Origin of the sequence: Corynebacterium sp. Marseille-Q4381, assembly GCF_036881695.1 — a bacterium.
Lineage (GTDB): Bacteria > Actinomycetota > Actinomycetes > Mycobacteriales > Mycobacteriaceae > Corynebacterium.
This window is the reverse complement of record NZ_JBAJNR010000005.1, coordinates 78,542-95,509: the sequence shown is the minus strand read 5'-3', so window position 1 is coordinate 95,509 and position 16,968 is coordinate 78,542. Positions and strand designations below refer to the sequence as shown.

Sequence of the window (16,968 nt, the reverse complement as noted above, 5' to 3'; positions counted from 1 at the left end):
AAGCAAGAGGTCTCCCCGTTCCTCCTTGCTGAGGGGGCATTGTGCTTGACGACGCCCCCTTGAACCCACACCCGCCCACCCAGGCACTCACGCGTCCTGGGTTCTACGGGATGTGGGGTTTACGCGCTTCGCTTACGCGGAGCGACGCTTTGCGGAGTACGCACCAGCCGCGATGATCAGAGCACCAAGCGCTGCGAGGATGCCGATACCCGTGCCACCGGTAAGCGGCAGCTTCGGGGTGGAGTCCTCGAGGTTGACGATCTCGTTGTCGGTGTTGCCGACCTTCACGCTGCCGTTCGTCACAGACCAGACGCCGTCGTTGTTCGCAGCGGTGATCGTGAACGCAACCGGCTTAGCGAGGAGCTCGTAACCCGCCGGAGACTCGGTCTCCACGAGGCAGTAGCTGGTCCACTCGTTCGGGGTCTCGGTTGCCGTGACGTTGCCGTCTTCGTCCTTGGCCAAGTTGAAGTTTGCGATGTTGTTCGCGTGCAGGCCGGTGATGGTCACCTTGCCGTCAGCATCGGAGGTCCAGGTGTCATTACCGGAGGCGGTTTGCTCTGCTGCGTTATCGCCCGGGTTCTTCCAGTCGAGAGCATCACAGGTCTGGCTGCCCTTGACACCGAAGACCTTGAACTCTGCACCCTCAAGACCCTCGTGACCAGAGTTCACCTTCGTGAACTCGAGGTCACCGTAGAAGGTGTGGACCTCGTTGGTCGGAGTGCCCTCTTCCGGAGGCGTGTCGGTGTCAGGCTCATACGCCTGGCTGTCATTAGGGTTGTTCTGGTACTGGGTAGCCTGGTTGAACAGGTCGCCCTCGCCCGGCTTCGAGTTCACCTCGGCGTTGATCTGGACGGAGATCTGGTCGCCGTTCTGGATCTTGTTAACGCCGTTGCCTTCAGTGTTGGTGAAGTTCACGCGAACGCGCTGACGCGCGCCCTCGGTACCCGCTTCAACTTCCTCACCCTGTGCGTTAACCCAGGCAGTACGGATGTTGTAATCGGTGCCTTCCTCGAACGCGCGGTCCGGGTTCGAAGTCACGATAACCGGGTTGTTTTCGACCAGGCGCAGCGCCGGGTCAAGGGTATCTTCAACGCGGTAGAAGGTGCGGAACTGACCTTCGCGAACGGTCTGTGCGTAGGTGTCGATGTTGTAGGTGACGGTGTCACCGACGTTCTGACCGGAGTCGGTAACGGTCTTCTGCGGTTCCTGCTGAGAAGTGTTCTTCGGGTACGCAGTGATGTCGTAGAGCCACTGGGTACCGCCGTTGGTGGCGTTCTGGCGGGTCATCGGCACGAAGACCAGGGAGTCAGCTGCCGGGGAGTAGCCCTCCGGGGTCGTGGTCTCCTTCAGGAGGTAGACGCCAACGGGGAGGTCGTCCCACTTCGCCTGACCATTAGGACCGGTGGTCTTCTCAGCCCCACCGACTGGAGCGTTTTTGTCATACTGGGCTTCTGCGACAGTAAGGTTTGCTGCGGCAGCGAGACCATCGTTGGTGGTTAGGTCCGCGTTGGTCACGCGGTACAGGGTGAACCCTGCGCCCTCAAGCGCAGTGCCTTCAGCAGTGCTGTCAACCTCACCGGTAGCCGTGTGAGTGTTCTCCGGGTTAGCGCGCTTGAAGATGGTCAGCGTACCGGTGGCACTGGTGTCGATGGTGGAGTCCGACACACGGACGTTGCCATCGGTGCGAACAACACCGGCCTGCGCGTTCGCAGGCATGATCGGCGCGGACACGCCAATGGAAAGTGCAGCAGCAGCGGCGATCGTCACGGAGCGCACTGCAACAGAGTGGTTTTTCACGTGTGAACCCTTCGGGTTGGTGCAGGCCGACAGCCTGCAGTCGATTGAAATTCGGATACCGCTATCCACCATCACAGTCCTCACTGTTCAGGCGCACGGTGTCGCCGGGGGCTTCCCGACACCGCCCAGACTCTGGGGGTTGGAGCCCAATCTCCGGCGGATAGCTAAAACACTAGCCGTAAAATTTTCTGACAACAATTGACAGGAAGCTGTACGTGAGCGAGCAGCTGATTTTTTAAGCAGGTGATCAAATTTTCAACAACGGTCCCGCCTTTAAGCTGCCGTTATACGACGTTTTTAAGGTGCGGGGCTCCCATCGGAGACCTCCAGGCTAGTGGGTGATTTTGGTCACACGTGGCGTCGATAAGCATCTGCCCCCGCGCCGTACACTTGGCTCCCATGAAAGAAGTCAACGTCACCGACGTCCCCGCGGGCGCACAGCTTATTGACGTCCGCGAGCCCCACGAGTACACCCACACCCACGCCACCGGCGCCGCAAACCTCCCCTTGAGCGAGTTCATCGCGCGCGTCGGCGAGATCGACCCGGACCGCGACATCTACCTCATCTGCCACTCCGGCGGCCGCTCCGCGCAGGCGGCGGAGTACCTCGAGCAGTCGCGCGGGTGGGACAACGTCATCAACGTCGCGGGCGGCACGTCGGCATGGATTGAAGCAGGCTTGCCGACGGAGTAAATACTCCCCAAACATCATTAATTGACTGTGCAAATAGTTTCCGTTGCCCGCCAATTCCGCCTACGCTTTATTGCATGTCCCAGACGGTAGAGTTGCCCAGCACGCTGACGCAGTCACCCTCGTTCCAGATTGAGCGCGTACGCCGCCATACCAAGGACGAGGTGGAGCGAGTTCTGGGGAAACACGGCTCCAGCATGCGCGAGTACTGGATTTTGAGCTGCGTTATGGAGCAGCCGCTCTCCCAACGCCAACTGTCTGAAGTGCTGATTATCGACGCCTCCGATATGGTGCGCCTCGTCGATTCGTTGGAGAGCCACGACTGGGTCAAGCGCGATCGCGACCCCAAGGACCGCCGCCGCCAGATCATCACCCCGACGAAGAAGGGCGCGAAGTTGCACAGCGCGCTGGCGAAAGACGTCGCCGACGCCGAGGACCGCGCGCTAGACATGTCCACGAACAAGCAGCTGAAGAGCCTGAAGAAGCTCTCGCGCGCGATCCTGGAAGAGGAAAGCTAGTCCTTTTCTACTAGGCAGCTTCGGCGGTGACGCCCTCAAACTGCCAGCCGATCACGGCGTTGCGCACCGAGTCCTCGAACGGGTTCGCCGGCTGCACGCACGAGATGGTGAGCAGCCGGCCCGGGGTGGCGCCGGTGCCCCAGATGGCGGTGTCGCCGGCAAGCGCATCCTTCATCGGCTCGTGGAGATCGGTGACCACGTACTTGAGCCACCACTCGCCGGAGGTGGCGGTGCGGATGAAGAGGGTGTCGCCGAGCTTGAGCGTGTGCGCGTCCTCCGAGGGTTTGTACAGCTTGTCAAACACCGCCGGCACGCCCGCCGCCGCGTGCCCCGCGATCACCACAATGTCGCCCGCATCAGTGCCCGGCAGCTCGTAGGGCTTGTCCTCCGCGGTGTACACGCAGGCCTTCGACAGCCCGGCGGGGTCAATCTTGCCGTCCGCCACCCGGCAGTCGCCGTCGTCGAACTTCGCGCTCATGCCCACGGCGGGAATGACCATCTCCACAGGCCTGGCCGCCTCGATGTGCGTGGGCGGCGGTGTGGACTGCTCGGTGGTTGCTTCGGTGGTCGTGGTCGGCTGCGTGGTCTCTACCGGCGTCGTTTCAGGCTCGGCGGGCCCGCTGCACGCGCGGAAAATACCCGTGAGCAGCAGGAAGAGGATGATCAGCGCCCCGGCACGGCGCACCCAGTACACCCACTGCGGCTTACGCGGGCGGCGCGGCTGGCTTGGGCGGTTTGCATGGCCCGGCTGGTTCGGGCGGCGCCTTTGCTGCGCGTCGTAGCGGCTCGACCGCGGCAGTTCGGGGGGCCTGCGCGGAACGTAGGTGTCGCCAGTCATGGCTGCGATGTTACGCCGGGCCCCACGCGCCGTTGCCCAGACTCCGGAGTTGTAGGTCTACTTGTATATAACAACAGCCCCACTTGCGATTTGGCGGAGAACTACAACTCTAGACCTACAACTCCGCGACCACCCCACAAACAGTGGGGCGACACAAATCGTGGAGAGTTCCCACCATTTTACAGAAACGGCGAGCACAATTAGCCTTGTCCGCATGCAAAATCTCAACGGGCTCAACCGCGGCCACCTCGCGCCGCCGCCGCGCACGCTGGTGGACATCGTCCGCGCCAGCGCCGACGCGCACCCCGATGCAGCAGCGATTGACGACGGCTCCGAGATCCTCACCTACGCCGAACTCGTCGCAAACGTCGAGGAGCTCGCCGCCGAGTTAAACAGCGCCGGCATCGGGCGCGGCTCGCGCGTCGGCGTGCGCATGACCTCGGGGTCGAAGGACCTATACCTGGCCATCCTGGCCACGCTGTTTGCCGGCGCCGCCTACGTCCCGGTGGACGCCGACGACCCCGATGAGCGCGCCGAGCTGGTGTTCGGCGAGGCCACAATCGACGCGCTGTTCAGTGACGACGGCCTCGACATCGTGGCCGAACGACCGCAAACGAGCGACCTCAAAGGACCCGACCTAGACAGCGACTGCTGGATCATCTTCACCTCCGGGTCAACGGGCACGCCGAAGGGCGTGGCCGTGACGCACCGCTCGGCGGCCGCGTTCGTGGACGCCGAGGCGCGCCTGTTCTGCCAGGACGAGCCGCTCGGGCCTGACGACCGCGTCCTCGCCGGCCTCTCGGTCGCGTTCGACGCCAGCTGCGAGGAGATGTGGCTCGCGTGGCGCCACGGCGCCTGCCTCGTGCCAGCGCCTCGCTCGCTGGTGCGCTCCGGCCAGGACCTGGGCCCGTGGCTGATCCGCCGCGATATCACCGTCGTTTCCACCGTGCCAACGCTCGCCGGTCTCTGGCCAGCCGAGGCGCTGGATAACGTGCGCCTGCTCATCGTGGGCGGCGAGGCGTGTTCGCAAGAGCTGGCGGACAGACTTTCAAACGGCCGCGAGATGTGGAATACGTACGGGCCGACCGAGGCGACGGTGGTCGCCTCCGCCGCCAAGCTTGAACCAGGCAAGCCCGTCACCATCGGCTGGGCGCTTGACGGCTGGGACCTTGCGGTCGCCGAGGACGGCGAGCTGATCATCGGCGGCGTGGGACTGGCCCGCTACCTCGATCCCGCGAAGGACGCGGAGAAGTACGCCCCGTGGGGCGAGTGGGCGCGCGCGTACCGCACCGGCGACCACGTGCGCGTAACCGACCAGGGCCTGGCGTTCATCGGGCGCGCCGACGACCAGGTCAAGATCGGCGGGCGGCGCATCGAACTCGGCGAGGTCGAGGCGAGTGTGGCGGCGCTCGACGGCGTGTACAACTCCGCCGTGGCCGTGCAGACGCTGCCAAGCAGCGACAAGGTGCTGGTCGGCTACGTCTCCCCGCAGGCGGGCGCGACGCTGGACATCGCGGAGATGCGCGCCGAGCTCGCCGAGGTGATGCCGGCCGCGCTCGTGCCGCGCCTGCACGTGATGGACGAGCTGCCGGTGCGAACCTCCGGCAAGGTGGACAAGAAGGCGCTGCCGTGGCCGCTGCCGGCGGAGGTCGCCGCGGTCGGCCTCACCGAGACGGAGCAGTGGGTGGCGGGGCTGTGGGTTGAGGTGCTCGGCGTCGACGTCTCCGGCGCGGACGCGGACTTCTTCTCGCTCGGCGGGACCTCGCTCGCCGCAGCCGCCCTGGTCACCCGCCTGCGCGAGCGCGTCCCCACGTTCGCGGTGCGCGACCTCTACGATCATCCGCGCTTAGGGGCGCTTGCTTCGCTAATCGACGCCCACCTCATCTCCTCCCCCACCACCCGCGAACGCACCGTCCAACCCGTAGGGGCGGGCACCCGCGCAGCGCAAACACTCCTACTCATCCCCATCATGACCCTGCGCGCCGCCAGCGCGATTACCTGGGCCTTGATCGCGCTCAGCCTGCTCACCCCCGCGGCACCCTGGTGGGGTCTGCTGCTGTTGTGGCTCATCCTCTGCACCCCGATCGGTCGCGTGCCCATCGGCGCCTGGGGCGCGCGGCTCATCCGCGGTCGCTTGCAACCTGGCGTGTACAAGCGCGGCAGCGCGACACACCTGCGGCTGTGGGCCGCCGAGAAGTGGCTGGCCGCCTCTGGCGCACTCAACATCTCGGCCGCGCCGTTTGTCAAAATTATCGCCCGCATGCTTGGCAACCACGTGGGCAAGGACGTGGACTACCAGTCGTTGCCGCCGGTCACAGGCCTCGTCACCATCGGCGAGGGCGCCTCCATCGAACCCGGCGTCGACCTCTCCGGCTACTGGCTCGACGGCGACGAGCTGCACGTCGGCGAGGTGTTCGTCGGCGCTGACGCCCGCGTCGGCGCACGCTCCTCGCTCATGCCCGGCGCGGAAATCCGCGAGAGCGCCTACATCGAGGCCGGCTCCACCGTCACCGGCGACAAGGCTGTGAAGGCCGGCTCGCGCTGGGCGGGCTCCCCCGCCCGCAAAGTGGGCAAGGCCGCGAAGGCCGCGCAGGTCTTCCCCGACACACGTCCGCCGAAGCGCCGCTACTGGGTCGCGCTATACGCCCTCACGGCACTCGCGATCGCCGGCGTGCCCGTCATCGCCGCTGCCTTCGGCATCTGGATCGGTCTATTCCTGCTTGTTGGCGGCTCACCGTTCATCCTCGCCATCGCCGCAGGCGGCCTCGCCTACTTCTTCGCCGACCTCGCGATCACGTGGGTGTTCGTCCGCCTCGCGCAGCTCGCCGTCAAACCCGGCACGTACCCGGTGCGCTCCGCCCGCGGCTGGGGGCTGTGGACAGTGGTCAGGCTTCTCGACGCCGCCCGCACCCGCCTCTTCCCCCTCTACGCCAGCCGCCTTACCCCAGTCTGGTTCCGCTCACTCGGCGCGCATATCGGCAAGGGAGCAGAGGTTTCCACAGCGCTGGTGGTGCCCATGCTTACCGACGTCCGCGAGAACTCCTTCCTTGCCGACGACACCCTCATCGGCCCCTACCAACTCTCCAGCGGATGGATTCACGCCGAGAAGTCCGTGGTGGGCAAGCGTTCCTTCGTGGGCAACTCCGGCATTGTCGCGCCTGGCCGCAAGCTGGCCAAGGGTTCTTTGGTGGCAGTGCTCTCCTCCGCGCCGAAGAAATCGAAGGCGAAGTCCAACTGGTGGGGCTCCCCGCCGGAGCGCATGCGCCGCGTCGCTGTCGAGGCCGAAGCCGGCGATGCCGCAACCTTCGCCCCTAGTGCCGGCCTTCGCGCCCGCCGCGGCTTCGTCGAGACGCTGCGCCTGCTCGCCCCCATCGCCCACGCGCTGCTGGTCGCCCTGTTCGCGATCGGTCTGACCGAGCTGCTCAGCCGCATCGGCCTGTGGGCCTATGCCCTCGGCGGCCTGCTGTGGATGGCGGTCGGCGCGGTGGCCCTAGCGATCACGCTCGTGTTTAAGTGGGCTCTCGTTCAGCGCCACCGCCCGGCCGAGCACCCGCTGTACTCCTGGTTCGTCTGGCTCAACGAGCTGCAGGATCAGTTCGTGGAGATGATCGCAGCGCCGTGGTTCTTCGACTGGGCCACCGGCTCCGGCGAGATGAACCTGGCACTGCGCTCCCTGGGTGTCAAGGTGGGCCGCGGCGCCTGGGTCGAGTCGTACTGGTTCCCGGAGACGGACCTCTGCCGCGTGGGCGCAGGCGCCACCGTCGGCCCCGGCACCGTGGTGCAGACCCACCTCTTCCAGGACCGCGTTATGTCGCTCGACACGGTGACTATCGACGCCGCCGCCACCCTCGGCCCCAACTCCGTCATTCTCCCCGGCGCGGTGTTGGGCACCGGCTCAACCATCGGCCCGGGCTCGCTGGTCATGCGCGGCGACTCCGTCCCGCCGATGACCGTCTGGCAGGGCAACCCCGTCGAGCCCGTGCGGTAGGGGTTGCGGCGGGGAAGGGCGTACGCGACTATTCCCAGTTCTGTACCAAGTGGTGTAGTTTGACTGAACAGAGTGGTTCTTAGAACCGTTTTCCCGTCTCAGAAAGCGAAACACCATGTCCTTCTTCTCTCACCGTCCGCGCCTCGCCGCTGCAGCCGCGTCCGTGATCGCCGCGGTTTCCCTGACCGCGTGCTCCGCAGAGTCCACCGATAACACCGGTGCGTCCTCCGACGGCTTCCGCGACGTCGCCGCAATCCAAGACGCCGGGTCAGTGAAGATCGGGGTCTTCTCCGACAAGTCCCCGTTCGGTTACGTGGACTCCGACGGCAAGTTCGCCGGCTACGACATCGAGTACGGCAACCGCTTGGGCGAAGACCTCGGTGTGGACGTCGAGTACGTTCCGGTCGAGGCAGCCTCCCGCGTGGAATTCCTTGACACGAACAAGGTCGACATCATCCTCGCCAACTTCACCGTGACCCCGGAGCGTGCGGAAAAGGTGGACTACGCCAACCCGTACATGAAGGTGTCCCTCGGCGCGGTCACGCCGGATAGCGCACCGATCACGAGTGTCGAGGATTTGGCCGACAAGAACGTGATCGTGGTCAAGGGCACCACGGCCGAGGCCTACCTGGAGAAGAACCACCCAGAGGTGAAGCTGACCAAGTTCGAGCAGTACACCGAGGCGACGAACGCGCTTATCGACGGACGCGGGGACGCCTGGGTCACAGACAACACCGAGGCCCTCGCTTGGGCGGCAAAGACCGATGGTTTCTCCACCACCATCCCGTCCCTCGGTGACATTGACACCATCGCGGGCGCCGTCGCCAAGGGCAACGACGACCTGCGCAACTGGATGAACGACGAGCTGGTTGAGCTGGGCAAGGAAAACTTCTTCCACGACGCCTACGACAAGACCTTGAAGCCCGTCTACGGCGACGCGGTCTCCGCCGACGACTTGGTCGTCGAGGGTGGCCAGCTCTAAGCCTTCAACCACGACGCTCATGGACTTTTCGGTTATCGCCGAGAACATCCCGGTCTACGCAGCGGCGGCAGTCCTCACCGTGAGGGTTGCCGCCGAAGGCATTTTGCTGGCCTTTGTTATCGGTGCCGTCGTAGCCGGTATCCGGTTCTTCCAGCTACCGATCCTCACCCAGCTTGCCAGGGGCTACATCGAACTGTTCCGCAACACCCCCCTGCTTGTGCAGCTTTTCTTTCTGTATTTCGGTCTGCCGAAGCTCGGCGTGGTGCTTGAAAGCGAGACTTGCGCAGTCATTGGCCTAGGACTCCTAGGCGGCGCGTACATGGCGGAGGCGATCCGCGCCGGGCTGGAGGGCGTCGCACCGATCCAGATGCAATCGAGCCTCAGCCTGGGCATGTCGCGCATGCAGGCGCTGCGCCACGTCGTGGCCCCGCAAGCTGCCGCCCTCGCCCTGCCGGCTATTACCGCGAACATTGTCTTTCTGATCAAAGAGACGTCTGTGGTCAGCATCGTCGCGCTGCCGGATCTGGTGTTCACCGCGAAAGAACAGATCGGCCAGACGTATGAAACCCGGGAGGCGCTCCTGCTGCTGGTCACGTTCTACCTCATTATCCTGCTTCCGATTTCATTGATCGCCGGCCAGGTGGAGAAGAAGGTGCGCGCGAATGTTTTCTGATCTCCAGGTGCTTGCAGACGGCAACAATTTCACCCGCCTCCTCCAAGGCCTTGGCGTCTCCATCCAAATCGCCTTATCGTCAATGGCGCTGTCCATCGTGCTCGGCACGTTGATGGGCGTCGCGATGACGCGCAAGAGTAAAATTATCCACATCGTCACCCAGATCTACCTGCAGTTTGTGCGCATCATGCCGCAGCTGGTGTTGCTGTTCCTGGTCTACTTCGACGCAACCCGTGCGTGGGGTCTTAACCTCGACGCCCGCGTAGCCGCAGTAATTGTGTTTACGTTGTGGGGCACTGCCGAGCTCGGTGACTTGGTGCGCGCCGCGATTGAATCCGTGCCGCGGCACCAGTACCTTTCGGCCGCGGCGCTCGGCATCGAAGGTCGCGCGCTCTACCGCCACGTCGTGCTGCCGCAGGCGTTGCGGGGCTTGTTACCCGCCACCATTAACCTGACCAACCGCATGATCATGACGACGTCGCTCGTCGCCCTCATTGGCGTTGTTGAGGTGCTCAAGGTGGCACAGCAGATTATCGACGCCAACCGCTTCGACTACCCCTCCGCCGCGTTGTGGATCTACGGGGTGGTCTTCCTGCTGTATTTTCTCGTGTGTTTCCCTATCTCGCTCGCCGCGCGCAAGCTGGAAGAAAGGTGGAGTTAGATGTCGCTCATCTCTCTGTCCCACGTTTCAAAGACGTACCCGAACGGGCACAAGGCGCTTAACGACGTCTCCGTCGCCGTCGACCCCGGCGAAGTCCTTGCCATCATCGGCCCGTCCGGCTGCGGCAAGTCCACGCTGCTGCGCACAGTCAACGGTCTCGAGCCGGTGGATTCCGGGCAAATCATGGTCAACGGCCGCGAAGTCACAGCGGGTTCGACCAAACTGAAGGATGTCCGCTCCGACGTGGGCATGGTGTTCCAGTCCTACGACCTGTTTCCCCACCTGACGGTCATGGAGAACCTCCTGCTCGCGCCGAAGGTGGTGCAGGGCGCCGACCAGGCGGAGGCAAAGGAGCGCGCCCTCGGACTCCTCGAGCGCGTCGGGCTCGCCGCCAAAGCCGATGCCCGCCCGCGCGAGCTCTCGGGAGGCCAGAAGCAGCGCGTGGCCATCGTGCGCGCGCTGATGATGCAACCGAAAGCGCTGCTGCTAGATGAGATCACAGCGTCCCTCGACCCCGAGATCGTGCGCGAAGTGCTCGACGTCGTAGTTGGGTTGGCGCGCGAGGGCATGACCATGCTGGTGGTTACCCACGAGATGGCTTTCGCCCGCGCTGTCGCGGACCGCGTGGCGTTCATGGACGCCGGCCGCATCGTCGAGATGGCGCCCCCCGAGGAGTTTTTCGCCGCTCCCAAGAGCGAGCGCGCACAGCGGTTCCTCGACCAGCTGGTGTTTTAGGGAATTGCGCCCGCACAAACGCAAAACCCGCCACTGCGCCTGACTTCCAGGCGTTCAGTAGCGGGGAAAGCGGATGGTGTTTAGACCAGCTGGCGGCGGCCGAACACGAACGCCGCAGCAGCAAGCACGGAAGCCAGCAGCAGGGTCATGAGCGCAGCCGGGATCTTGTTCACGCCGGTAGCGGCAGCGATACCACGCTCGTTCTGGGCGTTGTTAGCGTTGTTGATCTCAGCAGCGTTCTCCTTGATCAGCTGCTCAGACTTCGCCTTCTCCTCCGGGGTCGCGTCCATGTGGACGCGCTCTGGGGTCTCAACGAGAGTCTTGCCGTCCTTGTTCAGGAAGTACTTCACGCCGTTGATGATGATGGCAGCGCCAACACCAGCGCCAACGACAGCCGCCACTGCCTTGGCGATGTCAGCCGGATCCGTGGTGACCTCACCCGGGGTCACGGCACCCTGGACGTCGCCACCTTCGACGAGGTCGCAGCTCTGGTCTGCCTGAAGGTCAGCGTAGGAACGGTATGCGCCAGCCGCGCCCGGAAGCGCGCCAGTGGTGTCGTAGCCGTCCTTCACGTAGTTCAGGCCATCAGCGTGGCGCAGGTAGGTAACACGGTTGCCGTCACCGTCGGTGCAAACTACGTTCGCGAGAGGAGCAGTTGTGTTCTGCGCCTCGGGCTGAGCCTTGGTCAGCTCATCGATGCTGGTGGCCGGAGCATTTGGTGCCGGTGCGATGCTCTCATCCCAAGTAGCACCCTCAGGAAGGTTGACGGTAGTACCTGGGGTGTTGTCAACCGGGTTTTCGGGGTAGTTCGCGTCAACCGCGAGAGCACCCTCACCCTCGGTGACCGGCAGATCGCCGAACTGAGCGTCCTGAGCGAATGCGATTGGTGCAACACCGAAGCCGAGCGCACCGGCGGTTGCCAGCGAAACGACGGTCTTGTTAAAGCGCTTCATGTATTTCTTCTCCTTGCCAGACGAAGACTCTCAACTTCGGGTTGAGACTCTGCAGCAGACGATCCGCATACTCACGCGTTAATTCAAGACACTTTTGCAACTCAATTCACATGAGCCTCATTTATTACTTTTAGCGACTGTCCGCATCGTCGCAACGAAGCCGACCCCGACCCCGAAACCCGCACTTCTAAACACCCACTTCGTAACCCCCATTTCTCGAGTACCGCGCACGAGGGCGAAGCAATCTACTCGAGAAATGGGGGTTTGGAAGTGCGGGTTTAGAAACCAGGAAGCGTCGCCAGCAGCTGTTCGATTTGCGGGGTGAAGTAAACGAGTGCGCCTGCGACGAGGGCCAAAAGCCCGAGCAACAGAGCGATCACTCCCCCGGTGGAGGAACCGGAAGACGCAGGAGCAGGCTGCGGTTCGGTCCTGGTCGTGGTCTGGGTGACGGTCTCGGTGGCGGTCTCGGTCACTGTAGTCGGGATTTCAGTTGTCACGGTGGTCGATACCTCCGAGATCACCGTCGTCGGGACTGGGGTCGTCACCGTGTTCGTAACCGTCGTGGAGATGACCGTCGGGATAACGGAGGTCACCGTGGTGGGGACTGGGGTGGGCACCGTTGCGGTAACAGTCGCTTCCACGGTGGTCTCGACGGTGGTCGGGATTTCGACGGTCTTCTCGACCGTGGTCTCCAGGGTCTTTTCAACCGTGGTTTCGATAGTCGTGGGCACAGCGGTGGTGACCGTCGACGTGAGCGTCGTTGGGACCTCGCGTGTTGCGGTCTGGGTGACCGTGGTGGTTTCGGTCGGTGTCGGGGTTGGAGTCGGGTCGGAGAGGCGGCGCTGCTTCGAGATGTCCTGGTACTTGATCATCTCCGGCTTGCCGGGGTTGAGGTTGGTCAGGCCGTGGCCGGACTTGAAGTCCCAGGCTTCGACGCGGACGCGGTCGTCGTAGATCTTCACGCGAAGGCCGGTGGCGGCGCGGGAGTCGGTGATGCGCTCGGCGTGGTCGCCAAGCGGCATGTACTCGTTGAGGATGGCGCCGGTGTTGAACACGGGGAAACCGATGGAGCCTTGCGGGGTGCCGTCGTAAAGCCTTGTGCCCCACCAGTTCGGCTGACGCAGCGAGGCGTGCGAGTGGCTGGTGAACAGGACGAGGTCGTTGTACTTGGAGAGGACGTCGGAAAGCGCGGTGAGGTCCTCGAAGTCGTTTTGGTAGTTGCGGGAGTGCGACATGGAGACCGTTTCCGGCAGCAGCGGGTGAGTAAAGACGAGTGCGGTCACGCCCTCGGCGTCCCAGAGAGCGAGGCGCTCGTCGAGCCACGCGAGCTGCTCGGCGGAGATGCGCTGGAACGGTTCCTTGCCGTCGCGGTCGGAGTCTTGGTAGTACTCCGTGCTGATGCCGATCAGCGGCGTGCCGTTCACCACGATCTCCTGCCACGGCTTTGTCTGCCCGGTGACCTGGCCGGCGTACTTGAAGTAGCGGTCCATCTTCACCTGGAAGTCGAGCTCCTGGCCGTAGAGCTCGTGGTTGCCGATGGTCCACAGCTCCACCCCGGAATCGTGGGTGACCTCGCGGCGAGCCTTCATGAACTTGTCCCACTGCTCCTGGCGGCCGGTATCAACGATGTCGCCGTTAATGACGAGCGCCTGCGCCTTGTCCGGCATCGCGTTGAGGTGGCGGATGGCCAGCTTGTAGTCCTCGGGGTCGTCCTGGGTGTCGGAGATGACGTCGATGATCGTGACCGGCTTGTCGGCGGGCTGGGTGAAGGGCTCACGCACAGCGACGTTGTCAATCGCCCACCAGTAGTCGTTGTTGCCGCCGAGGTAGCTGAACTCGACGCGCATCTCCTTGGCACCCTTGGGCACGTCGATCTCGTAGTACTCGTGCTGGGTGTAGCGGTTTTCGGTGAAGGTGGCGACGGTGCGGGGCTCTGCGCCGTCGAAGGAAACGCTGACCTTCGCCGACTGGCCCTTGCGACCCTGGCGGTAGTGGTGGTCGAACTCGAGCGCCACGCTCCCGGTGCCGGTGACGTCGATCGGCGCGGAGGTGAGCGTCGCGTTCATCGAATCGCGCGGTGCGAGAGCCTGCTGCTGCGAGTCGATGATGGCCATCTGGTCGTGGCCTTGGGTGAAGTAGTGCCGCTCGTCGGTGCCGGACGCCCACACCCAGTTGCGCATGTCGGACAGGGTCCAGCCGTTCCAGCGGGCCTCGCCGGAGGTCACGCCGGTGACGTTCTGGCCCCATCCCTCCGGTAGGCGATGCGTGAACTTTGCTGGGTTGCGGACTCCGTCGAAGCTTTCAAAATAGAGGTACGGGCGGGTGGATTCGGGAAGTGAATCGGGCTGGATCGCGGTGGCGGTGATTGGGCTGATGAACGGAGCGGCGAGGGCGACGGCGATGGTGGCAGCGACGGCTGCGCGAGCGTGGCGATGCAGTGACATGCGCCTGAATTTAATGCAGAGCATGTGGGTACGCAGGGTGAGCGCATGAAGAATCCCCGCTGTTGCATCTTGCTACGCAGACGCTTGACAGCGGGGATCGAAGGGGGGCTTAGACCAGCTGGCGGCGGCCGAACACGAACGCCGCAGCAGCAAGCACGGAAGCCAGCAGCAGGGTCATGAGGCCCTTGCCGAAGGCGTTGTTACCGGTGTTGGCGCCGACACCACGGAGCTCGCCGTTGGCAGCGTTCTGCTTTGCAGCCTGGTCAGCGATCTCGTCCGCGTGCGCCTGCACGAGCTCTTCAGTCTTCTTTTCGTCCTCAGCAGTCGGGGTCTGATCCGGGCGATCTGCCGGGACCAGCACGTTCTCGCCCTGCGCGTTCTTCACAACGTTGTAAAGAATGCCGCCGAGGGTCAGAGCACCGAGGCCGCCAAGCACGCCAGCACCGATCTTGCCTGCCGGGATAACCTTGTCACCCGGCTGGAGAACGGCGTACTCGCCGTTGGCCTTCGCAGTCAGCACGACGTTGCCGTCTTTATCTACAACGATGTCGCCCCAGCTCAGCGTCACCGGGGTCGGAACATTTGCACCCTCAACACCCTTGCGCTCGTTGGTGACCTCAACGCCGTCGCCAGCGACGACGCGGTCGCCCGGCTCGAGGTTCGCAAGCTGACCGTCAGCCTCAGCAACGAGCTTCTCGGTGCCAGCGAAGTCAACGATACGATCACCCTTGGACAGCGTCACCGGGGTCGAGCTCACAATCTCGCCCTCAACTACCGGCGCGTTGCCGGAACGCTCCGCGGTCACATTTTCGGAGTTGGAGTTGTACACGACGTCGCCATCCTTAAGAACGACGTAGCCGTTGTCAGTGCCGCTGAACGAGGTGACGATGTTGCCGTCCGCATCGTAGACAAGGTCACCCGGCTGAAGAGTTGCGGGGGTGTTGCCCTGCGGTGCAGGTGCGTCGGGAGCAGCCGGAGCCGTGGCGGAGCGGTCAGCGGTGACGTTCTGGGAGTTGGAGTCGTACACAACGTCGCCGTCCTCGAGGACCACCAAACCGTCGGTGGTGCCGCTGAACGAGGTGACAATGTTGCCGTCAGCATCGAACACCACGTCGCCCTGCTTGAGGGTTGCTGGGGTTGCGGCGCCAGCCATCGGGGAAACGCCGAGCGTCAGCGCGCCGGCCAGTGCTACCGCAATAGCGGACTTGTTAATGCGCTTCATAGATCTATCTCTCCTTGACAGGTGAAAGGCAAGTGGATCCTAAAGCAAGATAACGACCGGCGCACAGCAAGTCTGTACCTGTACTTCAGGGTTAGACCCACCGTAACCCCTAAACTCAACAATCACAACCGTCACACGGGCATCAATTTGCTGTTTAGCGCACATCCACATAGATGTTCGAGAGGGGCTTTCGATAGCAGACGGGGGCAGCAAAGGAACTAGCTGCAAGAACAGCTCGCTCACCCCGGCCGCGCGTGTTCGAACGAAGTACCCCGGCCCGCGGGGCCGTTCCCCGTGCACTATCCTGCACGCGCCCGCAACTGCTCGTTCTCAACGCGCGTAACTCAGCGATCTGACAGCATCTCAGACACCCGTCACCTGAAAAGCGCTACCTAACCCACAGCTCCATGACAAAACGAAGGCGGCGCCACCGACTTCCGTCCGGTAGCGCCGCCATGCTCGCGGCCGTAATCACAAACTAAAGAGATTGCCTATTAATCCCCGATCTGGTCCCGGCCGCGCTTCACAATCTTCGGATCCGGCTCGCCGACCACATCGTGATCCTTGTTGGTGTACTCGAACTTGCTCAGGATGTAGCGCATCGCGTTCAGACGAGCGCGCTTCTTGTCGTTGGACTTAATCGTGATCCACGGCGACTCGTCCGTGTCCGTGTAGCGGAACGTCTCTTCTTTCGCGCGCGTGTAATCGTCCCACTTGTCCAACGAAGCAAGGTCCATCGGCGACAGCTTCCACTGGCGAACCGGGTCAACCTGGCGAATCGCGAAGCGCGTGCGCTGCTCCCTCGGCGTCACCGAGAACCAGAACTTGGTCAGGGAAATGCCGGAGCCGAGGATCATGTTTTCCAGCATCGGCACCTCGCGCAGGAACTCGGCATGCTGCGACTCGGTGCAGAAACCCATGACGCGCTCCACACCGGAGCGGTTGTACCAAGAACGGTCGAAAAAGACGATCTCCCCTGCCGCAGGGAAGTGCTCAATGTAACGCTGGAAGTACCAAGAGGTGCTTTCTCTTGGCGACGGCTTCTCCAACGCCACAATCCGCGCACCACGAGGGTTCAAGTGTTCGTTAAAGCGCTTAATCGTGCCACCCTTACCAGCGGCATCGCGACCCTCAAACAGAATAATGTGACGCTGACCAGTATCCTTCGTCCAGTTCTGCCACTTCAGCAGCTCGATCTGGAGCGCGCGCTTCTGCTCCTCATACTCGTCGCGCCCCATCCGCTCGTCGTACGGGTACTGCTCGCGCCAAGTCTGAATAGGCGTGCCGTCCGGCATCAGCAGGACCGGATCATCCTCGTCGGTATCATCGACAACCCAGCCCTCGGTTTCGGCGAGGTCGATCATCGGCAGTTCGTCGTCTTTGTGGTCAGCCATACCGTAAATTCTACGCGGTACCTTGCACCCCTGCGCGTCGTAGGACTCACGCGCCTTGGCCCGATGTATCACG

13 protein-coding genes are annotated in these 16,968 nt (G+C 63.5%); 7 read left to right on the top strand and 6 right to left on the bottom strand.

What is annotated here, in order from left to right:
• Window positions 1–132: 132 nt before the first annotated feature.
• The gene (locus V6D40_RS05600) at window positions 133–1,797 is read right to left on the bottom strand and encodes a SpaH/EbpB family LPXTG-anchored major pilin (RefSeq protein ID WP_334289381.1); all 1,665 of its coding nucleotides are present in this window, start codon (window positions 1,795–1,797) and stop codon (window positions 133–135) included.
• A gap of 399 nt (window positions 1,798–2,196) precedes the next feature.
• On the opposite strand from V6D40_RS05600, the gene V6D40_RS05595 reads away from it, so the two are divergent.
• Window positions 2,197–2,490, top strand: coding sequence for a rhodanese-like domain-containing protein (locus V6D40_RS05595; protein WP_334289380.1), 294 nt, complete (start codon window positions 2,197–2,199; stop codon window positions 2,488–2,490).
• A 74-nt stretch (window positions 2,491–2,564) separates the two neighbouring features.
• Window positions 2,565–3,005: a MarR family winged helix-turn-helix transcriptional regulator gene (locus tag V6D40_RS05590; protein WP_334289379.1), complete on the top strand. Its 441-nt coding sequence runs from the start codon at window positions 2,565–2,567 to the stop codon at window positions 3,003–3,005.
• A 10-nt stretch (window positions 3,006–3,015) separates the two neighbouring features.
• On the opposite strand, the gene V6D40_RS05585 is transcribed toward V6D40_RS05590, so the two are convergent.
• Window positions 3,016–3,843 (bottom strand): hypothetical protein, encoded by an 828-nt coding sequence (locus tag V6D40_RS05585; RefSeq protein ID WP_334289378.1) that lies wholly within the window; start codon window positions 3,841–3,843, stop codon window positions 3,016–3,018.
• Window positions 3,844–4,057: 214 nt separating this feature from the next.
• Here V6D40_RS05585 and V6D40_RS05580 point away from each other — a divergent pair, with 214 nt between their 5' ends.
• The 5 genes from V6D40_RS05580 (at window position 4,058) to V6D40_RS05560 (ending at window position 10,882) form a co-directional block, all read left to right on the top strand.
• Window positions 4,058–7,831 carry a Pls/PosA family non-ribosomal peptide synthetase gene (locus tag V6D40_RS05580; protein WP_334289377.1) on the top strand — a complete coding sequence of 1,258 codons (3,774 nt, stop codon included), beginning with the start codon at window positions 4,058–4,060 and terminating at the stop codon, window positions 7,829–7,831.
• A gap of 115 nt (window positions 7,832–7,946) precedes the next feature.
• Window positions 7,947–8,813 carry a cysteine ABC transporter substrate-binding protein gene (locus V6D40_RS05575; protein WP_334289376.1) on the top strand — a complete coding sequence of 289 codons (867 nt, stop codon included), beginning with the start codon at window positions 7,947–7,949 and terminating at the stop codon, window positions 8,811–8,813.
• Window positions 8,814–8,832: 19 nt separating this feature from the next.
• Window positions 8,833–9,486: an amino acid ABC transporter permease gene (locus V6D40_RS05570; protein WP_334289375.1), complete on the top strand. Its 654-nt coding sequence runs from the start codon at window positions 8,833–8,835 to the stop codon at window positions 9,484–9,486.
• Entirely contained in the window at window positions 9,476–10,147 is a 672-nt protein-coding gene (locus tag V6D40_RS05565; protein WP_334289374.1) for an amino acid ABC transporter permease, read from the top strand. The genes V6D40_RS05570 and V6D40_RS05565 overlap by 11 nt, the downstream gene beginning before the upstream one ends.
• Window positions 10,148–10,882: an amino acid ABC transporter ATP-binding protein gene (locus V6D40_RS05560; RefSeq protein WP_334289373.1), complete on the top strand. Its 735-nt coding sequence runs from the start codon at window positions 10,148–10,150 to the stop codon at window positions 10,880–10,882.
• 80 nt (window positions 10,883–10,962) lie between these two features.
• Here the strand turns inward: V6D40_RS05560 and V6D40_RS05555 are convergent, their stop codons facing one another.
• The 4 genes from V6D40_RS05555 to ppk2 all read right to left on the bottom strand — a co-directional run bounded on the left by V6D40_RS05555 (window position 10,963) and on the right by ppk2 (window position 16,895).
• A complete protein-coding gene (locus V6D40_RS05555) occupies window positions 10,963–11,835 on the bottom strand; it encodes a hypothetical protein (protein WP_334289372.1) in 873 nt (290 codons plus the stop codon).
• A gap of 278 nt (window positions 11,836–12,113) precedes the next feature.
• Complete coding sequence (locus V6D40_RS05550; protein ID WP_334289371.1) at window positions 12,114–14,279, bottom strand: metallophosphoesterase family protein; 2,166 nt, start codon at window positions 14,277–14,279, stop codon at window positions 12,114–12,116.
• A 109-nt stretch (window positions 14,280–14,388) separates the two neighbouring features.
• On the bottom strand, window positions 14,389–15,501 hold the full coding sequence (locus V6D40_RS05545) for a hypothetical protein (protein WP_334289370.1): 1,113 nt from the start codon (window positions 15,499–15,501) through the stop codon (window positions 14,389–14,391).
• Between the two features lie 494 nt (window positions 15,502–15,995).
• Window positions 15,996–16,895, bottom strand: a complete 900-nt coding sequence (ppk2, locus tag V6D40_RS05540; protein WP_334289369.1) for a polyphosphate kinase 2 — start codon at window positions 16,893–16,895, stop codon at window positions 15,996–15,998.
• Between the last annotated feature and the right edge of the window lie 73 nt (window positions 16,896–16,968).

Bases quoted from the DNA above. Each gene is read 5' to 3' on its own strand.
- V6D40_RS05545 (WP_334289370.1), bottom strand. From the start codon at position 15,501: ATGAAGCGCATTAACAAGTCCGCTATTGCGGTAGCACTGGCCGGCGCG.
- V6D40_RS05580 (WP_334289377.1), top strand. From the start codon at position 4,058: ATGCAAAATCTCAACGGGCTCAACCGCGGCCACCTCGCGCCGCCGCCG.
- V6D40_RS05550 (WP_334289371.1), bottom strand. From the start codon at position 14,279: ATGTCACTGCATCGCCACGCTCGCGCAGCCGTCGCTGCCACCATCGCC.
- V6D40_RS05575 (WP_334289376.1), top strand. From the start codon at position 7,947: ATGTCCTTCTTCTCTCACCGTCCGCGCCTCGCCGCTGCAGCCGCGTCC.
- V6D40_RS05585 (WP_334289378.1), bottom strand. From the start codon at position 3,843: ATGACTGGCGACACCTACGTTCCGCGCAGGCCCCCCGAACTGCCGCGG.
- V6D40_RS05590 (WP_334289379.1), top strand. From the start codon at position 2,565: ATGTCCCAGACGGTAGAGTTGCCCAGCACGCTGACGCAGTCACCCTCG.
- ppk2 (WP_334289369.1), bottom strand. From the start codon at position 16,895: ATGGCTGACCACAAAGACGACGAACTGCCGATGATCGACCTCGCCGAA.
- V6D40_RS05570 (WP_334289375.1), top strand. From the start codon at position 8,833: ATGGACTTTTCGGTTATCGCCGAGAACATCCCGGTCTACGCAGCGGCG.
- V6D40_RS05565 (WP_334289374.1), top strand. From the start codon at position 9,476: ATGTTTTCTGATCTCCAGGTGCTTGCAGACGGCAACAATTTCACCCGC.
- V6D40_RS05560 (WP_334289373.1), top strand. From the start codon at position 10,148: ATGTCGCTCATCTCTCTGTCCCACGTTTCAAAGACGTACCCGAACGGG.
- V6D40_RS05595 (WP_334289380.1), top strand. From the start codon at position 2,197: ATGAAAGAAGTCAACGTCACCGACGTCCCCGCGGGCGCACAGCTTATT.
- V6D40_RS05555 (WP_334289372.1), bottom strand. From the start codon at position 11,835: ATGAAGCGCTTTAACAAGACCGTCGTTTCGCTGGCAACCGCCGGTGCG.